This is a genomic window from Alteromonas sp. a30, assembly GCF_026788005.1.
Lineage (GTDB): Bacteria > Pseudomonadota > Gammaproteobacteria > Enterobacterales > Alteromonadaceae > Paraneptunicella.
Genome location: NZ_JABEPE010000001.1, coordinates 162614 through 182252 on the forward strand (window position 1 = coordinate 162614; position 19639 = coordinate 182252).

Genomic DNA, 19639 nt, shown 5'->3' on the forward strand with positions numbered 1-19639 from the left:
GTCGTTACTGAATATCAAATGTTTTGATTACTGTTTCTGTGCCACCAAATTCTTTTAATTCTTCATACTTTACAGTGACTTGACGCGTTACTGGACCAGTTAGTTCTATATCTACAGAACGTTGCGTCAATGGTTCGTAAACAGAAATACCTTTGGTTAAACCAATTTTTTCTCCTCGATCATTAGTGATGGTAAAACTACCAAACAAAGAACGATTACCTTCTCGCTTCACTAAAATCGACATAGCAGGTTTACTATTCGCGCCCTCTTTTATCCCTAAAAACGCAATATCTGCGGTTGCTTCAGTTTGCCCATGACGAATAATAACAGGCATATTATAGGCAATACGCGCAGCTAAGGTATTTTCGTCACCTAACAATCCTCCTTCCATGCGCAATTGACTGCGATACTCACCGCTTTCGAGACCAGCGGGTTTTCTAACTGTGAAGCGCACTATTTGAGAGCCACCCGGTAAAATAGTGCCACTGCGAGGCGAATAGCGGAGCAACTTTTTAGCAGATTGTTTAACCGTTGACTCGTCCTTAACCGGCAAGACTTTCCCTTCCTCTGTCATATAAACGTGATTAACCTTGATGGTATAAGCCACCGGCGCAGAGGAGGTATTACGTAAGGTTAAGGTTTGAAAGCGAATATTTCGGTCGAAATATAAACGGGTTTTATCAATTGAAAAATGCGCAAAAACGGAGGATGAGAATAAACTAAAAAGTAAAATGAAATGAGATAATCTGAACATATGTATAAGAGGTCGTTATTGTTTTGCTCAGATTATCATTATTTATCACTAAAACCCATATTATTGATAGGTCACATCGAGTGTGTAGGTTGTGGAGTAATTTTGCCCGCCGGTTAACGCTGTTGCGACATCTAACGTGCCATAAACCGTTGCTACAATATCTTCCGCAGTACCCGCAGTAGTGGCTAAAGGTGCAGACTGAACTCCATCTGCTAAGGTAGCTTCAACACCCGCGTTACCTGAGTTCATTTCTAACTCTGCCGCTGCAAGAAAGTCGACTTCGCTGTTATCGTTTTCACCTGTAATTGTCACCAACACGTTTGATGAAGCTGCCAACCCAGAAACGGTGATTTGCCCAGCTTGCTGAACACTGCCAACGTTAGTACAAGGACCGGTCACTGCGCCAGCATTATCCATCACACATGTTGCCCCAACTGAAGGTGGAATCTGTCCGAAATTAACAACTAAATCTTCAACAAAGTTTAAAGAAGCAAAAGCCGTTACGTTGACGTTTCCAGTTGTAACGTCTCCCACACTTGGCGCACTGACAACAAGGAAACTCAGGGCCGAGAATGCTTTCCAATTGCGAAATAGCGACATTGTAGTATTACCCCATAAATTAAATGTAGTTCACTGTATGGCTATCGGCAGCAACAGTGAAAGATTTAGAAAAAATACTTAGATATTCCAAATTGCCACTTTTTTCATCAACAAAATAGCTTTTTTCACATTTTAGTTCATTTTGCGAGAAATAATTTTGTCATAATAAAATTATGCTCGCTATACTGAGTTCTTAACGGATTGATAACTTGATGTTTACAAGCACCGTTTTGTCAAGCTATTGGCAACCTACTTACGCCAAAAACACAATCACCGAGAGAAAATCCAACAATAATAGGGTTGAACAATATGAACAACGATTCGCGCATTCCAAGAAGTAAAGAGAACGATTACAGCAAAGAGCTCGCCACCATGCGACGCAACTTTATCAAAGAAAAAACCGGCGAAGCGCTTGATTACACAGGTCAATACACAATCGACGAAAGTGTTTTACCCGGCAATATTGAAAACTTCATTGGGATAGTCCAGATGCCAGTTGGTGTCGCGGGACCGATTCGAATCAATGGTGAGCACGCACAAGGTGATTTCTACGTGCCACTCGCAACAACTGAAGGCACCTTAGTTGCTAGCTACAGCCGGGGAATGCGAGTCATTAGTGAATGTGGCGGCGTGACCACCACAGTTGTTGAGCAGTTCATGCAACGCGCACCAGCCTTCTTATTTGATAATGCAAGAGAAGCCCGTGAATTTGGTAACTGGGTCAAAGAAAACTTTGAGTCAATTAAAGCCGCAGCAGAAACCACCACAAGCGTTGGTAAATTAAAGCATATTCACCAGTGGTCTGTTGCCCGCTCTCGTTACCTTCGTTTCAATTACACAACAGGTGATGCAGCAGGTCAGAACATGGTAGGTAAAGCAACGCTGGCGGCCTGTGAATGGATTAAACGTAACTACCCAGGCGGTGCAAATTATTTACTTTCTGGCAATATGGACACCGACAAAAAGCACTCCCACTTAAACATGCTGCACTCTCGTGGTAAGCGCGTGATCGCAGAAGTGGTTATCAAAAAAGAAATTTTACGCGAGGTTATGGGCGTTGACACCAAAATGCTAGCCAAAGCAACGGTATTGGCTAACACTGGCGCCTTGATGGCAGGTGCAGCATACAACGGCCCGCATGCCGCTAACGGGATAGCAGCACTCTTCATCGCGACAGGGCAAGACGAAGCAAACGTGGTTGAATCTCACGCGGGTTTATTCTCACATGAGCTTTTAGATAACGGTGACTTGTACTTGGCGGTAACACTTCCTTCGTTAATTGTTGCCACTTTTGGCGGCGGTACCGGTTTACCAACACAAAGAGAATGTTTGAATATGTTAGGGTGTGTTGGTAAAGGTAAAGCCGATAAACTTGCTGAGATAGTTGCAGCAACCGTTTTGGCGGGTGATATTTCCCTAGGCTGTGCAGTTATTTCTGGGGATTGGGTAAGCAGCCATGATGCATTAGGCAGAAATCGCGGCTAAACCTGCTACGAATAAACACAAAAAAAACGGGTACTGACTGTGCCCGTTTCTATGTTGTTTTTACTATAACTTGAAGTGCTACTTTCTTATTTTTTCCACTTCTTCACTGTTCATTTCTCTGGCTTCACTTTGCAACATGACCGGAATATCTTCCGTAATGGGAAAAGCTAGACGGTCAAAGACACATACCAACTCATGTTGCTCTGCTTGATAGATAAGTTTTCCCTTGCACACAGGACAAGCCAAAACGTCTAACAACTTCTTATCGAAAGCCATATTTTCAATGCTCCAGTTCTAAAATACTAAGCCAGCTACGCCGAAATCTTGCGTAACTTCTGCGAAAGATGATCAAAAAATGTGTCGGGAAGCTTACCTTCAACCGGTAAATACCACCAGTTATCTTTTGCAAACTCACGACATTTCACTGCATCTTTCTCCGTCATTATCACCATTCCATCGAAGTGTGGAATATCAGTCGGCTGAAAGTGATGATGATCAGGAAAAGACAGCTGAGTTTCAACATCAATTTGGTTTTGCTCAAGGGTCGTAAAAAAACGCTGAGGGTTGCCGATACCTGCAAATGCCAACACGGAATCGGATACCTGAGACACTGGCAGGCGATGTTCACCATGGTTGATATTCACCAAGTCTCCGGCTTGTAAATGCATAGGGAATTCACCCGCTCGTGCTTCTCCTCCATTCACCAACACCGCATCCACCGAAGACAAACGCCATGGACCTTCTCTTAATGGTCCCATGGGCAACAAATAACCATTTCCGTGACGTCTTTCACCGTCAATAATCACCAGTTCAATATCTCGCTCAAGCGCGTAGTGCTGCAACCCATCATCACAAACAATAATGTTACACGCACATTGCTCAGTTAAATATTTCGCACCTCGTCGGCGCACAGGGTCAATCACCACAGGCATTTTCAAACGCTGAAACATTAAGAAAGGTTCATCACCGACAAACTCGGAATGATCTTTTGAAGTAATGAGATGCGGGAACGTTTTGCATTTAGCACCGTAACCACGACTAACAATCCCAGGGGTATAGCCTTGCGATACCAAAAATTCACACAAAGCAAGCACGGTTGGAGTTTTACCGTTGCCGCCAACACTGATATTGCCAACCACTATCACCGGCACATTCGGCTTACCAGAGGCTTTTATACCCAACCTAAATAGCGCGCGACGAATACTTGAAATAAGGAAGAACAACAATGACAGCGGTGCCAATAGCCATACCCATTTACTGCCATCAAACCATGCTTTCTCAATTGCTCGCATTGATTCCCCTATCCTTCAGAGAACTGTAATGCGTGAAGTTGATAATAAGCCCCCTTTTGAGACAACAACGTATGGTGATTTCCTTGCTCAACAATTCGGCCCGCTTCCAGCACTATAATAGAATCCGCAGACTCAATGGTAGACAATCGATGCGCGACTACAATACTGGTTTTATCTTTTTGCAATCGCGTTAACGCTTCTTGAATATAGCGCTCAGATTCAGTATCCAGCGCGGATGTGGCTTCATCTAAAATTAAAATCGGCGCATCTTTTAAAATAGCGCGAGCAATGGCGATACGTTGTCGTTGCCCACCAGATAGTGCCAGCCCATTTTCACCAATAATGGTATCCAAACCGTCAGCTAATTTTTCCACAAACTCCATAACATGCGCGGTTTTCGCGGCCGCAATAATATCGTCACGAGAAGCTTTGTCCTCCACACCATAAGCGATATTGTTCGCTATAGTGTCGTTAAATAAGGTGACATGCTGAGATACCAGCGCGATTTGGCTGCGTAATGAGCGTAACTCAATATTATTGATGTCTACACCATCCAGCAGAATCTCGCCTTCTTTATCCGAATAAAAACGCGTAATTAAGCCCGCAATTGTTGATTTTCCACTTCCTGACTTGCCTACCAAAGCCAAGGTTTTTCCGGGCTGTAAATGAAAAGAAATGTTTTCTAACGCGTTGTCTTGTTTGCCCGGATAGGCAAAGTTAACGGCGTTAAATCGGATGTCGCCTTGGCACTGTTTAAGCACTTGTTTACCGTTATCTTTTTCTTCCAGTTCATCCAGAACCGAAAAGATACTCTCACACGCGGCCATGCCTTTTTGGAACTCACTATTCACCGTAGTCAGTTGCTTAAGCGGCTTTAACAACATGGTCATGCTTACCACTATCGAGGTAAAGACCCCTGCTGAAAGCTGCTCTATCATCCCCGGAAAACTCGAAATATACAGGACAACAGCTAATGCAATAGAAGCGATAACTTGAATGCTCGACACACTTAAAATCCGAGCCACGATTAGTTTCATGTTCTGATGACGGTTATGGTTATTTTTGTCAGCAAAACGCTGGCTTTCTTTGTCCTGACCACCAAACATCAGAACCACTTTATGACCTTTTAGTAATTGCTCAACGGACGTTGTTAAATCGCCCATCGCTTTTTGAATATGATTACTGACCAAACGAAATCGCTTACTGACAACCGATACAATGACAGCCACTACCGGGCCAATCAACAAGAAGACTAAGCTCAGCTGCCAAGATTGATAAAACATCAAACTTAACAAGCCAATGACCAAAGCCCCTTCTCGCACAAGTGTTAATAATGCCTTACCTGCGGCATTCGACACTTGCTCTGTATCATAAATCACCTTTGAAATGAGCAAACCAGTTGAGTTTCGGTCATGAAATGAAACCGGCAAATGCAAGTATTTACTAAACAGTTCTTGTCGCATCTGCATCACAACCATGTTGCCAATCCATGACAACGTATAGGTTCCCATGAAATTGAAAATGCCGCGCAAAAGGAAAATAGGAACAACAAAATAAGCGGCTAAGCGCAAATATCCGTAGTCGCCTTTCACTAGGCTGCGATCAATAACGGGTTGTAGTTCGGAAATAAAAAACACATCGATTAAGGAGTAACCGATCATGCCAACAAGCGCAGCAGCAAAAGCCATGACATAGGGCTTTAAATACACACTAAATCGCTTAAAAACGGTAGACACGGATTGATGTTCAGGCATTGATAATTCTTTATCTAAATTATGGGCTAAAGGAGAAAATTAGAGCTGCGCATAGTACCCCATCGCTGTTCGACAAGGAAGAATGAGTCCGGCTTATTTACTGAAATACCAATACGGCGCCCAATCATTACGATAACTTTCGATGTTAATTCCATCATAAAATGTCACCCGAATTTGCCCAAGGCTGGAGGTTTGTAACGTTGTAATTGAATGCTTTTGATAACGTTGCAGCACATCTTGATGAGGCATATTCCATCGGTTCTTATAACCTTGGCTAAAAATAACAACGTTCGGCGCAACAGCTTGAATAAAGCCTTCTGTAGACGAAGTTTTACTCCCATGATGCGGAGCAAGTAATACATCGGCTTGCAACACATCAGGTTGTTTCTGGTATAAAGCTAATAAAGCCCGCTCGGCTTGCGCCTCAATGTCACCGGGTAACAGCACCGACCACAACCCAAAGTCTGCTTTAATAACACAGGATAAATCATTTTCAGACCATGCCTGTGATGCCTGTCTCGCTTCATTCGTTGGCCAAAGTGCTGTAAATCTTGCGCCCGAAAATTGCCATTGTTTGCCAGCCACGCACGAAGAGTCGCTATCAATAAATTCGTGAACATGTTGCGCTGCTAAAATGACTTTTTGCCCGCCAGCGTGATCGTTGTCTTTGTGGCTAATAATTAATGCATCTAAAGTTGAGAGATTTTCTCCTCGAAAATACGGCAGTAGAACAGATTCAGCCATAGAAAAGCCACTGTCAAAAGCGGCTCCGGTATCGTATAAAATAGCTTGAGACCGATGCTTACCTTGCTGGCTTAATAACACCGATAGCCCTTGCCCAACATCGAAAACATCTAATTGCCAAGAATGTCGTTGGTCATGCAATACTTCACTTAATAAGGGCAGTAACAAAATAGGCGTGATCTTTTTCGAAATAGGAAGCGCTGGTAGCGCCAAAATGATGATCATTCCAAAAGCAAGCAACCAACTAATCGAAGAAATTGCATTGATTGTTATTGCTCCCCACTCAATATCATTCACCCACTGTAAAAATACAATTAACGCCGTAAAACTAGCATCGAGGCCCTCAAATAACCAAGTGACGATTGAGGCATCAAACAACGTTAGGCAGGTTGCCAACAGGGTTAAGGGTAATAGAAAGAAGCTCATTAGAGGTATTGCAATTACGTTTGCAAAACTGGAAGAAAAACTAACAATCTGCATCTGCCAAGCAACCAAAGGCAGCATTAGCGCACTCAGCATAAGTTGCATTTGGATAGCAAGTTTGCATTTCGCCCACCATGATCTTTTTTGATCATTCCGACCATAGCGCCACAATAAAAACCCAATAAAACTCACAGCAGAAAAACTCAACCAAAAGCCTATTGAGAGCACACTTAAAGGCGAAATCACAAACATCAGTGCCATACTCATTAACACAATGCGCCTAAATGACCAATGCCAGCCGAATTGATGCGCCGCTAACACAAGCGTTAACATAACCAATGCTCGAAGCGTTGATACGGAAAATCCAGCCAACCACGCATAACCCAGTGCGGCAAACCAACCACCATACAAAGCTATACGATGTAAGCTGATTCGATCGTGTAATCCACTTATGGCAAGAAAGGGATAAATGAAAATAGAAGCCAGAAAGTATCCCGCAATCGCAATCATGCCAACATGTAATCCTGATATTGCAATTAGATGCGCGGTCCCGGTACGTTGCAATAAGTGCCAATCATCAGGCGACAACTGGTCGCGAAAGCCAAGGGATAAAGCGAGTATCCACGCCTCATTTTGTAACGAATAATTGCTGATTCGAGTTAACACTGTCTGACGCAATGTTTGTTCTTTATTTAACCATTGATTGTCGGCGTGAAGAATAACGTAGCCTGTCGCTTGGATCCCTTGACTTAGTAACCAAGGTTCGAGTTTAAATCCATGTTTATTGGCTCGCCCTCTAGGCGCTTTAAGTTTTGCAACCAAACGCACCTCTTGACCTTGTTTCAATGACCAAGGAGAATCAAACCACGACAGGCGTATCCGGGGCTTTAACACATGAAACGATTGCTTTCCGATGGCGTCTGCTCTGAGAACGAACTGAGATATTGACTCGGGCTCTTCAAGAGTTTCAATCGTTCCTTGTACTGTTAAAGTTTGTTGATAATAGTGGTGTGGGAGTTGCCAATGCGTGTACCAATGGCCTACACTCCCCATCCAAATTATGCCTAGAGTAGCCGCTATAAGATTAAGAGTTACTCCAACATACCGAGAAAATAAACGTCGAGAGCCGAGGGCAATAACAGTTACGAGTATGATGAGAAGGCTCGAAATAGGTGGCAACTGATGCCACAGTAGCGTTGAGCTACACGCTAAAATAAACGTTATAAGTAAACTATCCATAGTCAACACCTGCATCCTGCAAATTAATTGGCTTTAAGAATTATTGAACCTGTAGATTCCTTTAGACGACCTAAACACGACGATTAAGTATGCCAAAGAAAATCATAAAGAAAATACTACCTGATCATCAAAAGATCAAAGAGCAAAAAGTCTTATCGATTTTCGGCACCTTGTTACATGATGCAAATTTGTGGCACTTAAATCGAAAGTCAGCCTGTGGCGCCATCGGCATCGGTTTATTTTTTGCCTTCTGGCCAGTTCCATTTCAAATGTGGTTAGCCGCAGCTCTCGCCATTCCACTAAGGGTCAACCTTCCACTGTCGGTCGCCACGGTTTGGATCACGAATCCATTTACAATGCCCCCTATTTTCTACGGTGCTTATTTGATCGGAAACCTAATACTAGGTGAATCATCCGCCCCCGAATTTCATTTTGAATTAAGCTGGGACTGGTTAATGCAAAGTGCTAGCACCATTGGTCCAGCATTCCTGTTAGGCTGCGGGGTCTGTGCTGTTTTTTTCGGATTAGTAGGCTACTTTGGCTTAAACATTCTTTGGCGAATTTCGGTTGCAAAAGCGTGGCAAAAACGCCAGCAGCGTTATAAAAAATAACGACCATTTTCACATATACGAAAATCCACACATCACGGCACTCGTGCTATCTTAGTCCCTCTAAATCTATACACTTTTACATTGCCCCCCTTCAAAACTAAGCGCTAAGCAAGACATCGATAGCCAGTTTTATGAAACACTTCACTTTTAATGAAGCACCACAAGACTTGTTTTTTGCTTTTAATGGATCTAAAATTTTTTCCCTTATTTATGAAGTTGTGTATTATGAAGTTAAAGCTGTTTCTTATTAGTATCTTGATACTGCTGTTTTTAGTTGTACCACGCTATATTCTAGGATTTTCGATTTGGCATTTAGGCGATGCGATCAATGTTGCAGCCAACATGGGGGCAAAGCTAGCTTGTTCTGGGAAATTCATATCACAACTATCGCCTCATCAAATTAAACAAGATCTACTCTCTTATTCGCCTGCAAACTCTCTTGTTACTTTTGATTACAATACACAAGAGCAATCCGTTACAACGGATCTATACGGCCTCTCAACGGCAACAGCCAAGCTTCACCCTGCACTCGGGTGTATTCTTCAAATGGAAGATGCGAGCCCGCTTCCCCCCATTGAAGTCAACCGCAAACCTGCCAACACCGCTCTTTGGCCACAGGGTGGAACAGTTAACACCATTCCAGAAAAACAAGCTGCTCTTGATGCGCTGCTTTCCCAAGACAATGAAGCAGACTTACAAACACGCGCATTAGTCTGGATCGAAAATGGCGAATTAATTGCGGAGTCTTATGCATCAGGATTTGACTCCAATTCAATGCTTCTCGGTTGGTCAATGGGCAAAAGCCTAAGCGCAATTATGTTTGCACGTATGGAACAGCTAGGCTTGGCAGACAGAAACCAAAAGGCACTTTTTCCTGAATGGGAAACAGATAAGCGTCGCGAGATTACCCTCGAATCACTTTTACGTATGTCTTCTGGATTAAAGTTTGACGAAACTTATGCTCCCGGCAGTGATTCCACCAAAATGCTATTTCTTGCGCCAAGTGCCTCGGATGTCGCCTTAACCGCGAGCGCAGAACACGAACCCAATACTTATTTTTCTTACTCATCGGGAACCACCAATATCCTTAACCGATGGATGCATGAGCAATTGGGAGCAACACCTCGGTCTAGTTATCAATTTTTAAATGACGAAATTTTTGACAAGTTGAATATGCGTCACTCTATTCTCGAGACTGATCCTAGCGGTGTATTTGTTGGTAGTTCATATATCTATGCTAGCGCACGAGACTGGGCCAGATTAGGTCAATTGATGTTAGACGAAGGTCGTGTTGGCAACGAGCAGCTCATTCCCAAATCTTGGGTTAAAGCTGCATCTCGTCCAAATCACTCTCAAAACTACGCCGCTTATGGTTATCAATTTTGGTTAAATCAAAATGCAGAGGGCTTGGAATACCCTGATCTGCCAAAAGATGCCTACTTCATGTTAGGCAACCGTAAACAAGCCGTCATGATTGCCCCCTCTCAAAATACCATTATCGTTCGCCTCGGTTGGACCTCTGGTTCATATCCAATGAATGATAACTTTTCGAAACTATTACAGCGTTAACCTTAATTAACCAACCTATAAGGTATTTTTTTAAATAAGGTGAGATTAATAGCTACCTATTTATAAGCCTTAATCTCACTTTATGTATTTTATTAAATACTCAAAATAAAACCTTTTTTATCCTCCAGAATTTAATTTCAAAATTGTTTGCATGCCTAATTAAAAGTGTAATTGTTTCTCATTTACAATTAAATGAAATTGGAACAATTAGTTCCATTTTCATTTTGTTATTAAAACTATCTTTAATATAGTCATTTTGTATTTTAAAAATACCCACTCTTCTTATATCTATCGATACAAACACAAATGTTATTTCAGACATAATTTTCGGTATTTCAGACATTGCTCAATTTGATGTCTAACCGTCAAACTAGGATAACCAATACAGGTAAGGCTAGGCGGCCCATATAGGCTAGCGTGTCTTATGAATTTATAGTAGTTAGTTGGTAAAAAGATTTTGTCAGCATCCTCAAGTAGTACATCGGAGTTACAGCAAAGCAGTTCAAGAAGTTAACCTTACTAATTAATTTGTTTACCTAAACAACAAAACGTAGATTATACAAATTTAGCGAATTAAATATTCGCCTGTATTTTCGTGGAAAAAACTTAATTCACAGTAAAGTTAACCACTTCTCTATTTGATAGTATTCCTAACAACAAAATCGAAAAAAAGATTTTTTCCAACCCATAAAAATCAAAAGAGAAAACAAATTAGAGAAATTTTTTTATTGACTCACATCCAATAAGGTATATAATTTACCCAGCTTGAAGTTTTGGTTTATATTATGTGCATTAAGTTGTGCACCTCGTACCTTGGCCTGTTATTCGTAAGTAGTAACACATCTTCAGCTTAGTCGCCGCTTTGCAGTTTAAACGGCTTTGGTATTTAACGTTTTTAATTAGGAATTAGTATGTCTACAGCAACTGGCACGGTTAAGTGGTTTAACAACTCAAAAGGTTTTGGCTTCATTCAACAAGAAACGGGTCCTGACGTTTTCGCTCACCACACTGCGATTGTTGGCACAGGTTTCAAATCTCTTCAGGAAGGTCAAAAAGTAGAGTTCACTCTTATTGAAGGTGACAAAGGACTACAGGCTAGAGATATTGTTAAGCTTTAATCTAGTGACAGCTCTCAGGTATAGGAAAGTGAAAGCTACATTTTTTATACCTGAGAGTGTATATCGAGGGCAGTTAATTGACTGATTTTTCGTTTTTCAAATCCATTTCTAAAGAAGCTTAAAGCTTCACTCGTATTACGTCTCTTAATTTTCCTTATTGAACAGCGCTAACATCTCGTCTTCGGTTAACACTTCCACACCAAGCTCTTCTGCTTTTTTCAATTTAGAACCCGCACTTTCCCCTGCTACCAGATAATGGGTTTTAGCAGAAACACTACCCGACACTTTTGCGCCGAGCGCTTGCAGTTTTGCCTTTGCGTCGTTTCTTCCCATTGCAGACAGGGTTCCCGTTAACACAAATGTTTTGCTGGCCAAAGGAAGTTCATCTTCTGTTTTTTTCTCAACTTTAGGCCAATCAATACCAGCTTCACGCAACTTCTCGATAATATCTCGATTATGCTGCTCCTTGAAAAAGTGTCTTACATGCTGCGCGACGACTTCGCCAACATCATTCACTTCTTTTAATTCATCAACACTGGCTTTTTCTAGTTTTTCAAGGGTTTCAAAGTGTAATGCTAAGTTTCGTGCCGTGGCCTCTCCCACTTCTCGAATGCCCAACGCATAAATAAATTTGGCAAAGGTGGTTTGCTTAGCTTTTTCAAGAGACTTTAACAGGTTCGTTGCTGACTTCTCCCCCATTCGCTCTAAAGCAGCAACCTGAGCTAAATCCAAATTGAACAAATCTGCGGGCGATTTAACCCACCCTTGCTCAATAAATTGCTCAACTTGCTTATCGCCAAGCCCATCTACATCCAATGCTTTACGCGACACAAAATGCTTAATGGCTTCTTTCATCTGCGCCTTGCACACCAAACCACCTGAACAACGCGCCACCGCTTGGTCAGCCAAACGCTCTATGTGAGAATCACACACAGGACAATTTTCGGGGAAGGTGATGTCACGTTTTTCAATGTTGCTGTTTTCTTCGGGAATAACACGGACAACCTGCGGAATAACATCTCCTGCGCGACGAATGACAACTTTGTCGCCAATACGAATACCCAATCGTTGAATCTCATCTTGATTGTGTAAAGTCGCGTTAGAAACCGTCACACCACCGACAAATACAGGTTCTAAACGTGCAACCGGCGTAATTGCGCCCGTTCTACCCACTTGGAATTCAACATCTAATAAACGCGTCATTTCTTCTTGAGCGGGAAACTTCTGAGCTATAGCCCAACGTGGAGCACGAGCAACAAACCCTAATTCTTCTTGAATAGAAAGATCATCAATTTTAAAAACAACGCCGTCTATTTCATAAGTAAGATTGGCGCGTTTTTCCGCTAAGTCTCGATAAAACTGTAAGCAATTTTCAACGCCTTCAACACGTTTTAATTCTTTTGATAATGGGAAGCCCCACTTATTTAACTGCTGCAAACGATCATAATGGCTATTTGATAACACACCTTTTTCGCCAGTAACGACTCCCATTGAATAAGCATTAAAAGCCAATGGACGTTTCGCTGTAATACGAGAATCCAACTGACGCAAACTACCAGCGGCAGCATTACGTGGATTGGCAAATGTCTTTTTTCCAGCCTTTGCTTGCTGCTCATTAAGTTGTTTAAAACGTGCAACGGGAATAAACACTTCACCACGGACTTCAATGCGATCGGGGTAATCATCGCCATCCAACGATAAAGGCACGCCTTTAATGGTACGCACATTAGCCGTAATATCTTCTCCGACCATGCCATCGCCCCGAGTTGCACCACGCACCAATTTGCCATTTTCATACAACAAACTAACAGCTAGTCCATCCAGCTTTGGTTCACAACTAAAACTCAATTTATCATGGCGTTTTAGTCGGTCTTGAATACGCTTTTCAAATGCAATCATGTCTTCTTCAGAAAAAGCATTTTCAAGTGACAACATCGGCACTTCATGCTGAACTTGCTCAAATTCCGGTAACGGTGGCGCTCCCACTTTTTGGGTCGGTGAATCATCGCTTTGAAGTTCAGGGTGGGCTTTTTCGATGGCTAACAATTGTTGGAATAACGTATCGTATTCCGCATCGGAAACCGTTGGGTCATCATTCGTATGATATTCATGACTGTATTTTCTTAATAATCGTCTTAGTTCGCTTACTTGTTGAGTAAGCTCTTCAGGACTCTTCATTTACTAACTTCCATAAAGAAATAGGCAGAAGTACCTAAGACGACCTCTGCCCTTAATAACAAAATAAATTTAGTAGAGATTAATTTCTATTGATCATGCGCTTACGTTCAAATTCTCGAATCTTTTCGACATATTGTTGCAAGCTTTGTTTTGTGAGCAAGCTACGTCGAGCATCTAGAATTTGTGCGCCAAACTCATCCGCGAGTTTACGCGCTGCGTTATGCATCATATTAAATACTTGTTGCGGTTCACCTTCGATAGGCAAAATCATAAATAAAGATAACCCTTGGGTTTCAAAGGTTTCCATTGCATCAACATCAAAGGTACCCGGCTTAAACATGTTGGCTAAGCTAAATAATTTAGGCCCTTTACCATTACTTGCGGCATGACGATGAAACACATTTTGCTCGCCAAATTTAAACCCTAATGTAAGCAATGCCGGTAATAGCGCGGCACCAGAGATAGACTTCCCTTCAGGCATTTTCACATTCAACACTAACACTTCTTCTTGTATATCTTCCTTTGGTGCATGTGATGTGTCGCTTGTATTTACATTAATCGTAGATTGGTTATCGAAGTCCATGCGGATTTGTTCCTCCGATGGAGTCAATTTGGGCTCAAATCGATGTTCAGCTACGCGTTCTTTCTTCTCACCACTCACAAACTGCTTGGCTTTCTCAGCGAAACTTTGCTTGCCAACATTTTGCTCAGCAGCAACTTTTACCGGTTTTTGTGTGGGCTTTTCTGGTGAACTAACGTCGACAGAGGAATTGGCAGTTTCTAAAGAGGAGGCCACTTCATCTGTATTCTTCATTAATGACGAAGGCGGCTCTGGTATCCGCTCTTCTTCAAGCTCTTCTGGTATAGTGTCTTCACGCTTGGCTGCATGGGTAGGTGGCTCTACATCTGTTTTTGCAACCGTTCTGACTTGCCCAATACCATCTTCATCAAACCCTACTTCAAAGTCATCTTCAAGGTTTGCATCCGTCATCGGCTCTCGCGAATCAGTGTATAACGATGGAGAAAAATGAGGTTCGTCATCGGATAGTGCTTCCTCAAGTGGTAAGCCCTCGGGCACCTCTGGATTTGATGACTCCGAATGATTTAACCCCGGCTCTTTTCTGGATTTTTGTTTGTTTTTGTCTACCGCGTTTTTACGGATGGTCCACAACCCATGGATCAGAATCCCTAAAATTGAGAACACGCCTAAAACGATAATTGCCAGTCGCAAATCTTCCATCAATTAACAAACCTTATTATGCATTTACAATCGCGACAGCTTCTTCAACGTCAACAGCAACAACCCGCGAGACACCCGGCTCCGCCATCGTTACCCCGGTTAAATGTAACGCCATTTCCATCGCAATCTTATTATGAGTTATGTAGATAAACTGGACACTTTTCGACATTTCCGAAACGAGCTTACAAAAGCGCCCAACATTCGCATCATCCAGTGGCGCATCGACTTCATCAAGCAAACAAAAAGGTGCTGGATTCAAACGAAATATTGCAAACACCAATGATAAAGCGGTCAGCGCTTTTTCTCCACCGGAAAGCAAATGAATTGTCGAGTTTTTCTTTCCAGGTGGTCGCGCCATAATCGTTACGCCGGTATCAAGTAGGTCATCTTCGGTTAAATCAAGATAGGCAGAGCCCCCACCGAAGACTTTGGGGAACAATTGTTTCAAATCGTTATTAACTTGCTCAAACGTTTCTCTGAAACGCGCTCGGGTTTCTTTATCGATTTTACGGATAGCATTTTCGAGTGTTTCTAATGCAGCAACCAAGTCGTCGTTTTGTTCATCTAAATGGTGTTTGCGCTCGGCTTGTATCTCATATTCTTCTACCGCCGCCAAATTAACAGCTCCTAATCGACTCAGTGAAGCCGAGGTTTTATCTAACACGGATTGCCATTCTTGCTCATCGGCATCTTCTGTAAGATTTTCCAGTACCGACTTTAATGGTTGTTGCATTTCTTGCAGTTGTTCTAATACTGCGCTCGCTCTCGCTTTATAACCTTCACATTCCACTCGTGTGGATTGCTGCGCTTCTTTAGCTTTTTCAATGCGAGATTGCACGCCTTCTCGACCTTTTTCAAAATCGAGTAATACCGATTCTACTTCCGCAAGTGCATCGGAAACCCTTTCTTGTTGAGCTAACAGTTCACTGCGTTTTTCCAGCAAGCCTTCTAGTTTTTCCGCTTGCTCTTCCATCGGCAACGTTAAGGTCTCTTGTTCTTCTTTAAGCAATGCAAGCTGCTCCTGCGTTTTGCTTAACATCGCTTTATCTCTTTCTAAATTCGCTTGTTCCGATTGATACTGATTTCGCTGTGATTGCAGTTGTAATTCCAACTGATGCAGCTGATTTTGGTACTGCGCGGTGGTGATACGAAGATCATCAATAGCGTTTTGCATCCTTTCGCGTTGGAGTTCAATGTCGGAACTGTCATCATCACGTTCGTTTTGTTGTTCTTCTAATTCCGCAATTTGAATATTAAGCTCTTCCAGTTGCTCTTGCTCTAACTCTATCTGCTCTTCTTGAACCGATAAGTCACGCATTAGCTTATCTTTTTTCTGGCTCTGCCGGTCAAGTTGTTGCTGTAAAAACTCGGCTTGAGTTTGGGCTTGCTTATATTGCACTTCAACTTGAGTCAGATCACTCTTCGCTTTTTGCTTTGCCTGTATCGCCTGCTCGTATCGACTCTCCAGCGTTTCCAAGGCATCGCTTAACGTTCGATAACGACTTTCTGATGCTTCAATACTGGTTTGCAGTTGTTTAATCTCGTTGAGTCTGGCAAGCGCACCGCCTTTTTCTTTATCCGCCCCAAACACAAACCAATCGGGCCCCAACCAGTAGCCATCTTGTGTAATAACAGATTGATTCGCCAATAACGACGTTTTTAGCTGTTGCGCATGACGGGTATCGTTGGCAATAAATACTTGGTTTAGCACATCCGGCACCTGCTCTACTGAGCACTTCCCGGCCAGTGTGTTGATGTTTTTTTCCGGGGTAAGCGAGGCTTCAAAAAAGAGCTTTATGCCAGCGATTTCAGGCACCTTAGCATTTGATGTAAAATGCTCAATGACCAATGCGTTTTGCCACTGCTGCATAGCCACTTCAACAGCATTTTCCCAGCCAGACTCGACTTGCAGATAATCCCAAATTGACGTTGATTTGATTGTTTGCGCCGTGAGCCAATTTTCGATGTCGTCACCCTGAGATGACTGTTGAGCGTGCAAATCTTGTAAACTCGATAGCTTTGCACTTTGTTTTTGCCAGGCTTGGTATGCCGTCTGTTGCTCAACCTTGGTGGTATCCAATTCAGACTTTACCGATTCAAGGTTATCTGTTTCTTGCTGCTCTAGAATACGCGCTTCTTCTAATGTTTCTTGTAATTCAAACTCTGTTTCTCGAAGCTGAGTAAGCTCTTCTTCAATTTCACGACTATTGAATGACTCTATTTCTTCTTTTATTTCAGCAATACGCTGTTCAGTTCTGAGTTGCATTTGCAAGCCGGATTGAATCTGACCGTGAATACTCTGAATTTTTTGCTTTAATTGATTCTGCGCTTGTTCTTCCTGACGCCACTGACTTTGTTTGTTGTGAAACGCCGTTTCTTTTTCCGCAAGCAGCGCTTCCGCTGACTCTTGTTGTTCAAGCAAAAGTGCTTTTCGAGGTTCAAATTCCTCAAGCGATAACGCTAGGGTTTCTACATTTTCAGCGAGTGATTCAATACGAAGTGTGATGTCACCAACCGTTTCTTGCGCTTGCTGTATATCCTTAGCCACTTGTTGAGTGCGTTGACGGTTATGGATTTGGCTTTGCTCAATACGTGTGATGTCAGTGGCTAAATTGAAGTTTTGCTTCTGGATGTCATCAAGTTGTTGTTTTAAATCCGCTTGTTCTTCTCTATAACGAATAATATTAGTTTCATCACCACGCTGCTGTGCGATTAATCCTTGAATATCAGACTCTTGCTGCTCAATACGGGTTTCTAGATCGGCAATGATATTGCTGTGTTTCAGCCACTTTATTGCCGCTAATTCGGCTTTATATTGACGCTCTTTGGCCTTTAGCTCTTTATAGCGCTTTGCCGCCGATGCCTGACGCTGTAATTTCTCTAATTGCTGTCCAAGCTCTAATCTAACATCTTCCAAACGTTCTAAGTTTTCACGGGTATGGCGAATGCGATTTTCGGTTTCTCTGCGTCGTTCTTTGTACTTGGAAATACCCGCAGCTTCTTCAATAAAAACCCGTAATTCCTGTGGTTTAGATTCAATCAACCGAGAAATCATGCCTTGTTCAATAATGGCGTAGCTACGTGGCCCAAGCCCCGTTCCTAGAAATAAATCGGTTACATCCCGACGCCGGCACTTCGTGCCATTTAAATAGTAGGTAGATGTGGCATCTCGAGTTACCACCCGCTTGACGGACAACTCATTATAGCCAGCATATTCTCCGTGAATTCGGCCGCTACTGTTATCGAATACCAATTCGACACTGCATTGGGAAACTGGCTTACGCACTGACGAGCCATTAAAAATGACATCAGTCATGGCGTCACCACGTAAATTTTTCGCGGAGCTTTCGCCTAACACCCAACGCACCGCATCAATCACATTGGATTTGCCACAGCCATTCGGACCTACAATAGCGGTCATATCATCGGGGAAAGGAATGTTGGTTGGATCAACGAAAGACTTAAAGCCTGCTAATCTTATTTTTTTTAATCGCATGCCACTGCTATGCTAAAACTGCTTGTAAATTTTACAATGCGTTATCTTATACTTAATGCTAAATAGGTATCCCTAATCGTCAATTATCTCAGGAAAGTAACGCAAACTCGCTACGCATTTATATCCCTTAGTATTTAGCAATAACTTTCCTAAAGCTGAGAGTTTGCTTCTAATTGAACGAATAATCACCTATTTTCCACGGTTATTTAGCGCTAGATGCCCTTGATATAGGCCGAAGAAATGTATTTCATTTTTCCCTCGCACTCTATCAAATCTCAAATTCTGTAACAATTGAAGATTCGTAACGACAAAGTTAGGCTTTATCTTTTATAGTTCATAGTTACCTTAGTTGTTAAATAGGATTGAATGTTAAATCATATGAAAGCTCATTCTGGCGCAGGCTATTTTTTATTAGGTTTTAAGCTTATTCGTACAAAAGGTGTACGCCGCTTTGTGTTTATACCCCTTATCGTTAACTTAATTTTGTTTGCCTCCGCGTTTTATTACTTATTCGGTCGTATTGATGATCTAATTATCTATACAACAAACCTACTTCCCAATTGGCTGGAAGGTATCGAAGAAGCAATCGCATATTTTATCTGGCCTCTAGCAGTGCTGACGATTTTACTCGTAGCAGCCTATATTTTTAGTACCTTGGCAAATTGGATTGCCGCTCCATTCAATGGGTTGTTGGCAGAAAAAATGGAATTGATTTTAACAGGACAACCAACCCAAAATGATGACTTTCTAGCGTTACTCAAAGACATTCCTCGTACATTAGTGCGTGAGTTCACAAAATTGAAATATTACATTCCAAGAGCCGTCGTTTTTCTGTTAATTTTCTTCTTATTGCCAGTGATTGGGCAGGTTGTGTGGTTTTTGTTTAGCGCATGGATGATGGCAGTGCAATATTGTGATTATCCTTACGACAATCACAAAGTTGACTTTCCAAAGATGCGAGAAGACTTAGTTAAACACAAAGGGTATGCCTACTCCTTTGGTACCGTTGTAATGCTATTTTCTATGATTCCTATTGTGAATTTCTTAGTGATGCCCGTTGCCATTTGTGGAGCAACTGCGATGTGGGTAGATAGGCTCAAAGACAGGCATACAAGCTAAGCTTTTTATTGCGTTAA

Annotated in this window: 14 protein-coding genes; 5 read left to right on the forward strand and 9 right to left on the reverse strand. The window is 42.2% G+C overall.

Annotation, left to right across the window (positions count from 1 at the left end; genetic code table 11):
- Positions 1 to 4: 4 nt before the first annotated feature.
- Positions 5 to 754: a hypothetical protein gene (locus HJG39_RS00705; protein ID WP_268405560.1), complete on the reverse strand. Its 750-nt coding sequence runs from the start codon at positions 752 to 754 to the stop codon at positions 5 to 7.
- A 60-nt stretch (positions 755 to 814) separates the two neighbouring features.
- Positions 815 to 1354 (reverse strand): hypothetical protein, encoded by a 540-nt coding sequence (locus HJG39_RS00710; protein WP_268405562.1) that lies wholly within the window; start codon positions 1352 to 1354, stop codon positions 815 to 817.
- Positions 1355 to 1663: 309 nt separating this feature from the next.
- On the opposite strand from HJG39_RS00710, the gene HJG39_RS00715 reads away from it, so the two are divergent.
- Entirely contained in the window at positions 1664 to 2839 is a 1176-nt protein-coding gene (locus HJG39_RS00715; protein ID WP_268405564.1) for a hydroxymethylglutaryl-CoA reductase, read from the forward strand.
- Between the two features lie 78 nt (positions 2840 to 2917).
- Here the strand turns inward: HJG39_RS00715 and HJG39_RS00720 are convergent, their stop codons facing one another.
- The 4 genes from HJG39_RS00720 to HJG39_RS00735 all read right to left on the reverse strand — a co-directional run bounded on the left by HJG39_RS00720 (position 2918) and on the right by HJG39_RS00735 (position 8291).
- Positions 2918 to 3115, reverse strand: coding sequence for a Trm112 family protein (locus HJG39_RS00720; RefSeq protein WP_268405566.1), 198 nt, complete (start codon positions 3113 to 3115; stop codon positions 2918 to 2920).
- Positions 3116 to 3150: 35 nt separating this feature from the next.
- Positions 3151 to 4131, reverse strand: coding sequence for a tetraacyldisaccharide 4'-kinase (gene lpxK / locus HJG39_RS00725; protein WP_268405568.1), 981 nt, complete (start codon positions 4129 to 4131; stop codon positions 3151 to 3153).
- A gap of 8 nt (positions 4132 to 4139) precedes the next feature.
- On the reverse strand, positions 4140 to 5885 hold the full coding sequence (msbA, locus tag HJG39_RS00730) for a lipid A export permease/ATP-binding protein MsbA (RefSeq protein WP_268405570.1): 1746 nt from the start codon (positions 5883 to 5885) through the stop codon (positions 4140 to 4142).
- A 93-nt stretch (positions 5886 to 5978) separates the two neighbouring features.
- Positions 5979 to 8291, reverse strand: coding sequence for a DNA internalization-related competence protein ComEC/Rec2 (locus HJG39_RS00735; RefSeq protein ID WP_268405572.1), 2313 nt, complete (start codon positions 8289 to 8291; stop codon positions 5979 to 5981).
- An 89-nt stretch (positions 8292 to 8380) separates the two neighbouring features.
- Between HJG39_RS00735 and HJG39_RS00740 the strand changes: the two genes are divergently transcribed.
- The 3 genes from HJG39_RS00740 to HJG39_RS00750 all read left to right on the forward strand — a co-directional run bounded on the left by HJG39_RS00740 (position 8381) and on the right by HJG39_RS00750 (position 11589).
- Entirely contained in the window at positions 8381 to 8902 is a 522-nt protein-coding gene (locus tag HJG39_RS00740; protein WP_268405574.1) for a DUF2062 domain-containing protein, read from the forward strand.
- A gap of 225 nt (positions 8903 to 9127) precedes the next feature.
- Positions 9128 to 10471 (forward strand): serine hydrolase domain-containing protein, encoded by a 1344-nt coding sequence (locus HJG39_RS00745; RefSeq protein ID WP_268405576.1) that lies wholly within the window; start codon positions 9128 to 9130, stop codon positions 10469 to 10471.
- Between the two features lie 911 nt (positions 10472 to 11382).
- Positions 11383 to 11589: a cold-shock protein gene (locus tag HJG39_RS00750; protein ID WP_268405578.1), complete on the forward strand. Its 207-nt coding sequence runs from the start codon at positions 11383 to 11385 to the stop codon at positions 11587 to 11589.
- 144 nt (positions 11590 to 11733) lie between these two features.
- Here the strand turns inward: HJG39_RS00750 and ligA are convergent, their stop codons facing one another.
- The 3 genes from ligA to smc all read right to left on the reverse strand — a co-directional run bounded on the left by ligA (position 11734) and on the right by smc (position 18503).
- The gene (ligA, locus tag HJG39_RS00755) at positions 11734 to 13767 is read right to left on the reverse strand and encodes an NAD-dependent DNA ligase LigA (RefSeq protein ID WP_268405580.1); all 2034 of its coding nucleotides are present in this window, start codon (positions 13765 to 13767) and stop codon (positions 11734 to 11736) included.
- Between the two features lie 79 nt (positions 13768 to 13846).
- Positions 13847 to 15007 carry a cell division protein ZipA gene (gene zipA, locus HJG39_RS00760; RefSeq protein WP_268405582.1) on the reverse strand — a complete coding sequence of 387 codons (1161 nt, stop codon included), beginning with the start codon at positions 15005 to 15007 and terminating at the stop codon, positions 13847 to 13849.
- A 16-nt stretch (positions 15008 to 15023) separates the two neighbouring features.
- A complete protein-coding gene (gene smc / locus HJG39_RS00765; RefSeq protein ID WP_268405584.1) occupies positions 15024 to 18503 on the reverse strand; it encodes a chromosome segregation protein SMC in 3480 nt (1159 codons plus the stop codon).
- A gap of 366 nt (positions 18504 to 18869) precedes the next feature.
- On the opposite strand from smc, the gene cysZ reads away from it, so the two are divergent.
- The gene (cysZ, locus tag HJG39_RS00770; protein ID WP_268405586.1) at positions 18870 to 19622 is read left to right on the forward strand and encodes a sulfate transporter CysZ; all 753 of its coding nucleotides are present in this window, start codon (positions 18870 to 18872) and stop codon (positions 19620 to 19622) included.
- The last annotated feature ends 17 nt before the right edge of the window (positions 19623 to 19639 follow it).

Excerpts from the sequence above, each read along its gene's own strand:
- HJG39_RS00750 (WP_268405578.1), top strand. The coding sequence starts at position 11,383 with ATGTCTACAGCAACTGGCACGGTTAAGTGGTTTAACAACTCAAAAGGT.
- zipA (WP_268405582.1), bottom strand. The coding sequence starts at position 15,007 with ATGGAAGATTTGCGACTGGCAATTATCGTTTTAGGCGTGTTCTCAATT.
- HJG39_RS00710 (WP_268405562.1), bottom strand. The coding sequence starts at position 1,354 with ATGTCGCTATTTCGCAATTGGAAAGCATTCTCGGCCCTGAGTTTCCTT.
- msbA (WP_268405570.1), bottom strand. The coding sequence starts at position 5,885 with ATGCCTGAACATCAATCCGTGTCTACCGTTTTTAAGCGATTTAGTGTG.
- HJG39_RS00705 (WP_268405560.1), bottom strand. The coding sequence starts at position 754 with ATGTTCAGATTATCTCATTTCATTTTACTTTTTAGTTTATTCTCATCC.
- HJG39_RS00720 (WP_268405566.1), bottom strand. The coding sequence starts at position 3,115 with ATGGCTTTCGATAAGAAGTTGTTAGACGTTTTGGCTTGTCCTGTGTGC.
- HJG39_RS00745 (WP_268405576.1), top strand. The coding sequence starts at position 9,128 with ATGAAGTTAAAGCTGTTTCTTATTAGTATCTTGATACTGCTGTTTTTA.
- cysZ (WP_268405586.1), top strand. The coding sequence starts at position 18,870 with ATGTTAAATCATATGAAAGCTCATTCTGGCGCAGGCTATTTTTTATTA.
- ligA (WP_268405580.1), bottom strand. The coding sequence starts at position 13,767 with ATGAAGAGTCCTGAAGAGCTTACTCAACAAGTAAGCGAACTAAGACGA.
- HJG39_RS00715 (WP_268405564.1), top strand. The coding sequence starts at position 1,664 with ATGAACAACGATTCGCGCATTCCAAGAAGTAAAGAGAACGATTACAGC.
- HJG39_RS00740 (WP_268405574.1), top strand. The coding sequence starts at position 8,381 with ATGCCAAAGAAAATCATAAAGAAAATACTACCTGATCATCAAAAGATC.
- HJG39_RS00735 (WP_268405572.1), bottom strand. The coding sequence starts at position 8,291 with ATGGATAGTTTACTTATAACGTTTATTTTAGCGTGTAGCTCAACGCTA.
- lpxK (WP_268405568.1), bottom strand. The coding sequence starts at position 4,131 with ATGCGAGCAATTGAGAAAGCATGGTTTGATGGCAGTAAATGGGTATGG.
- smc (WP_268405584.1), bottom strand. The coding sequence starts at position 18,503 with ATGCGATTAAAAAAAATAAGATTAGCAGGCTTTAAGTCTTTCGTTGAT.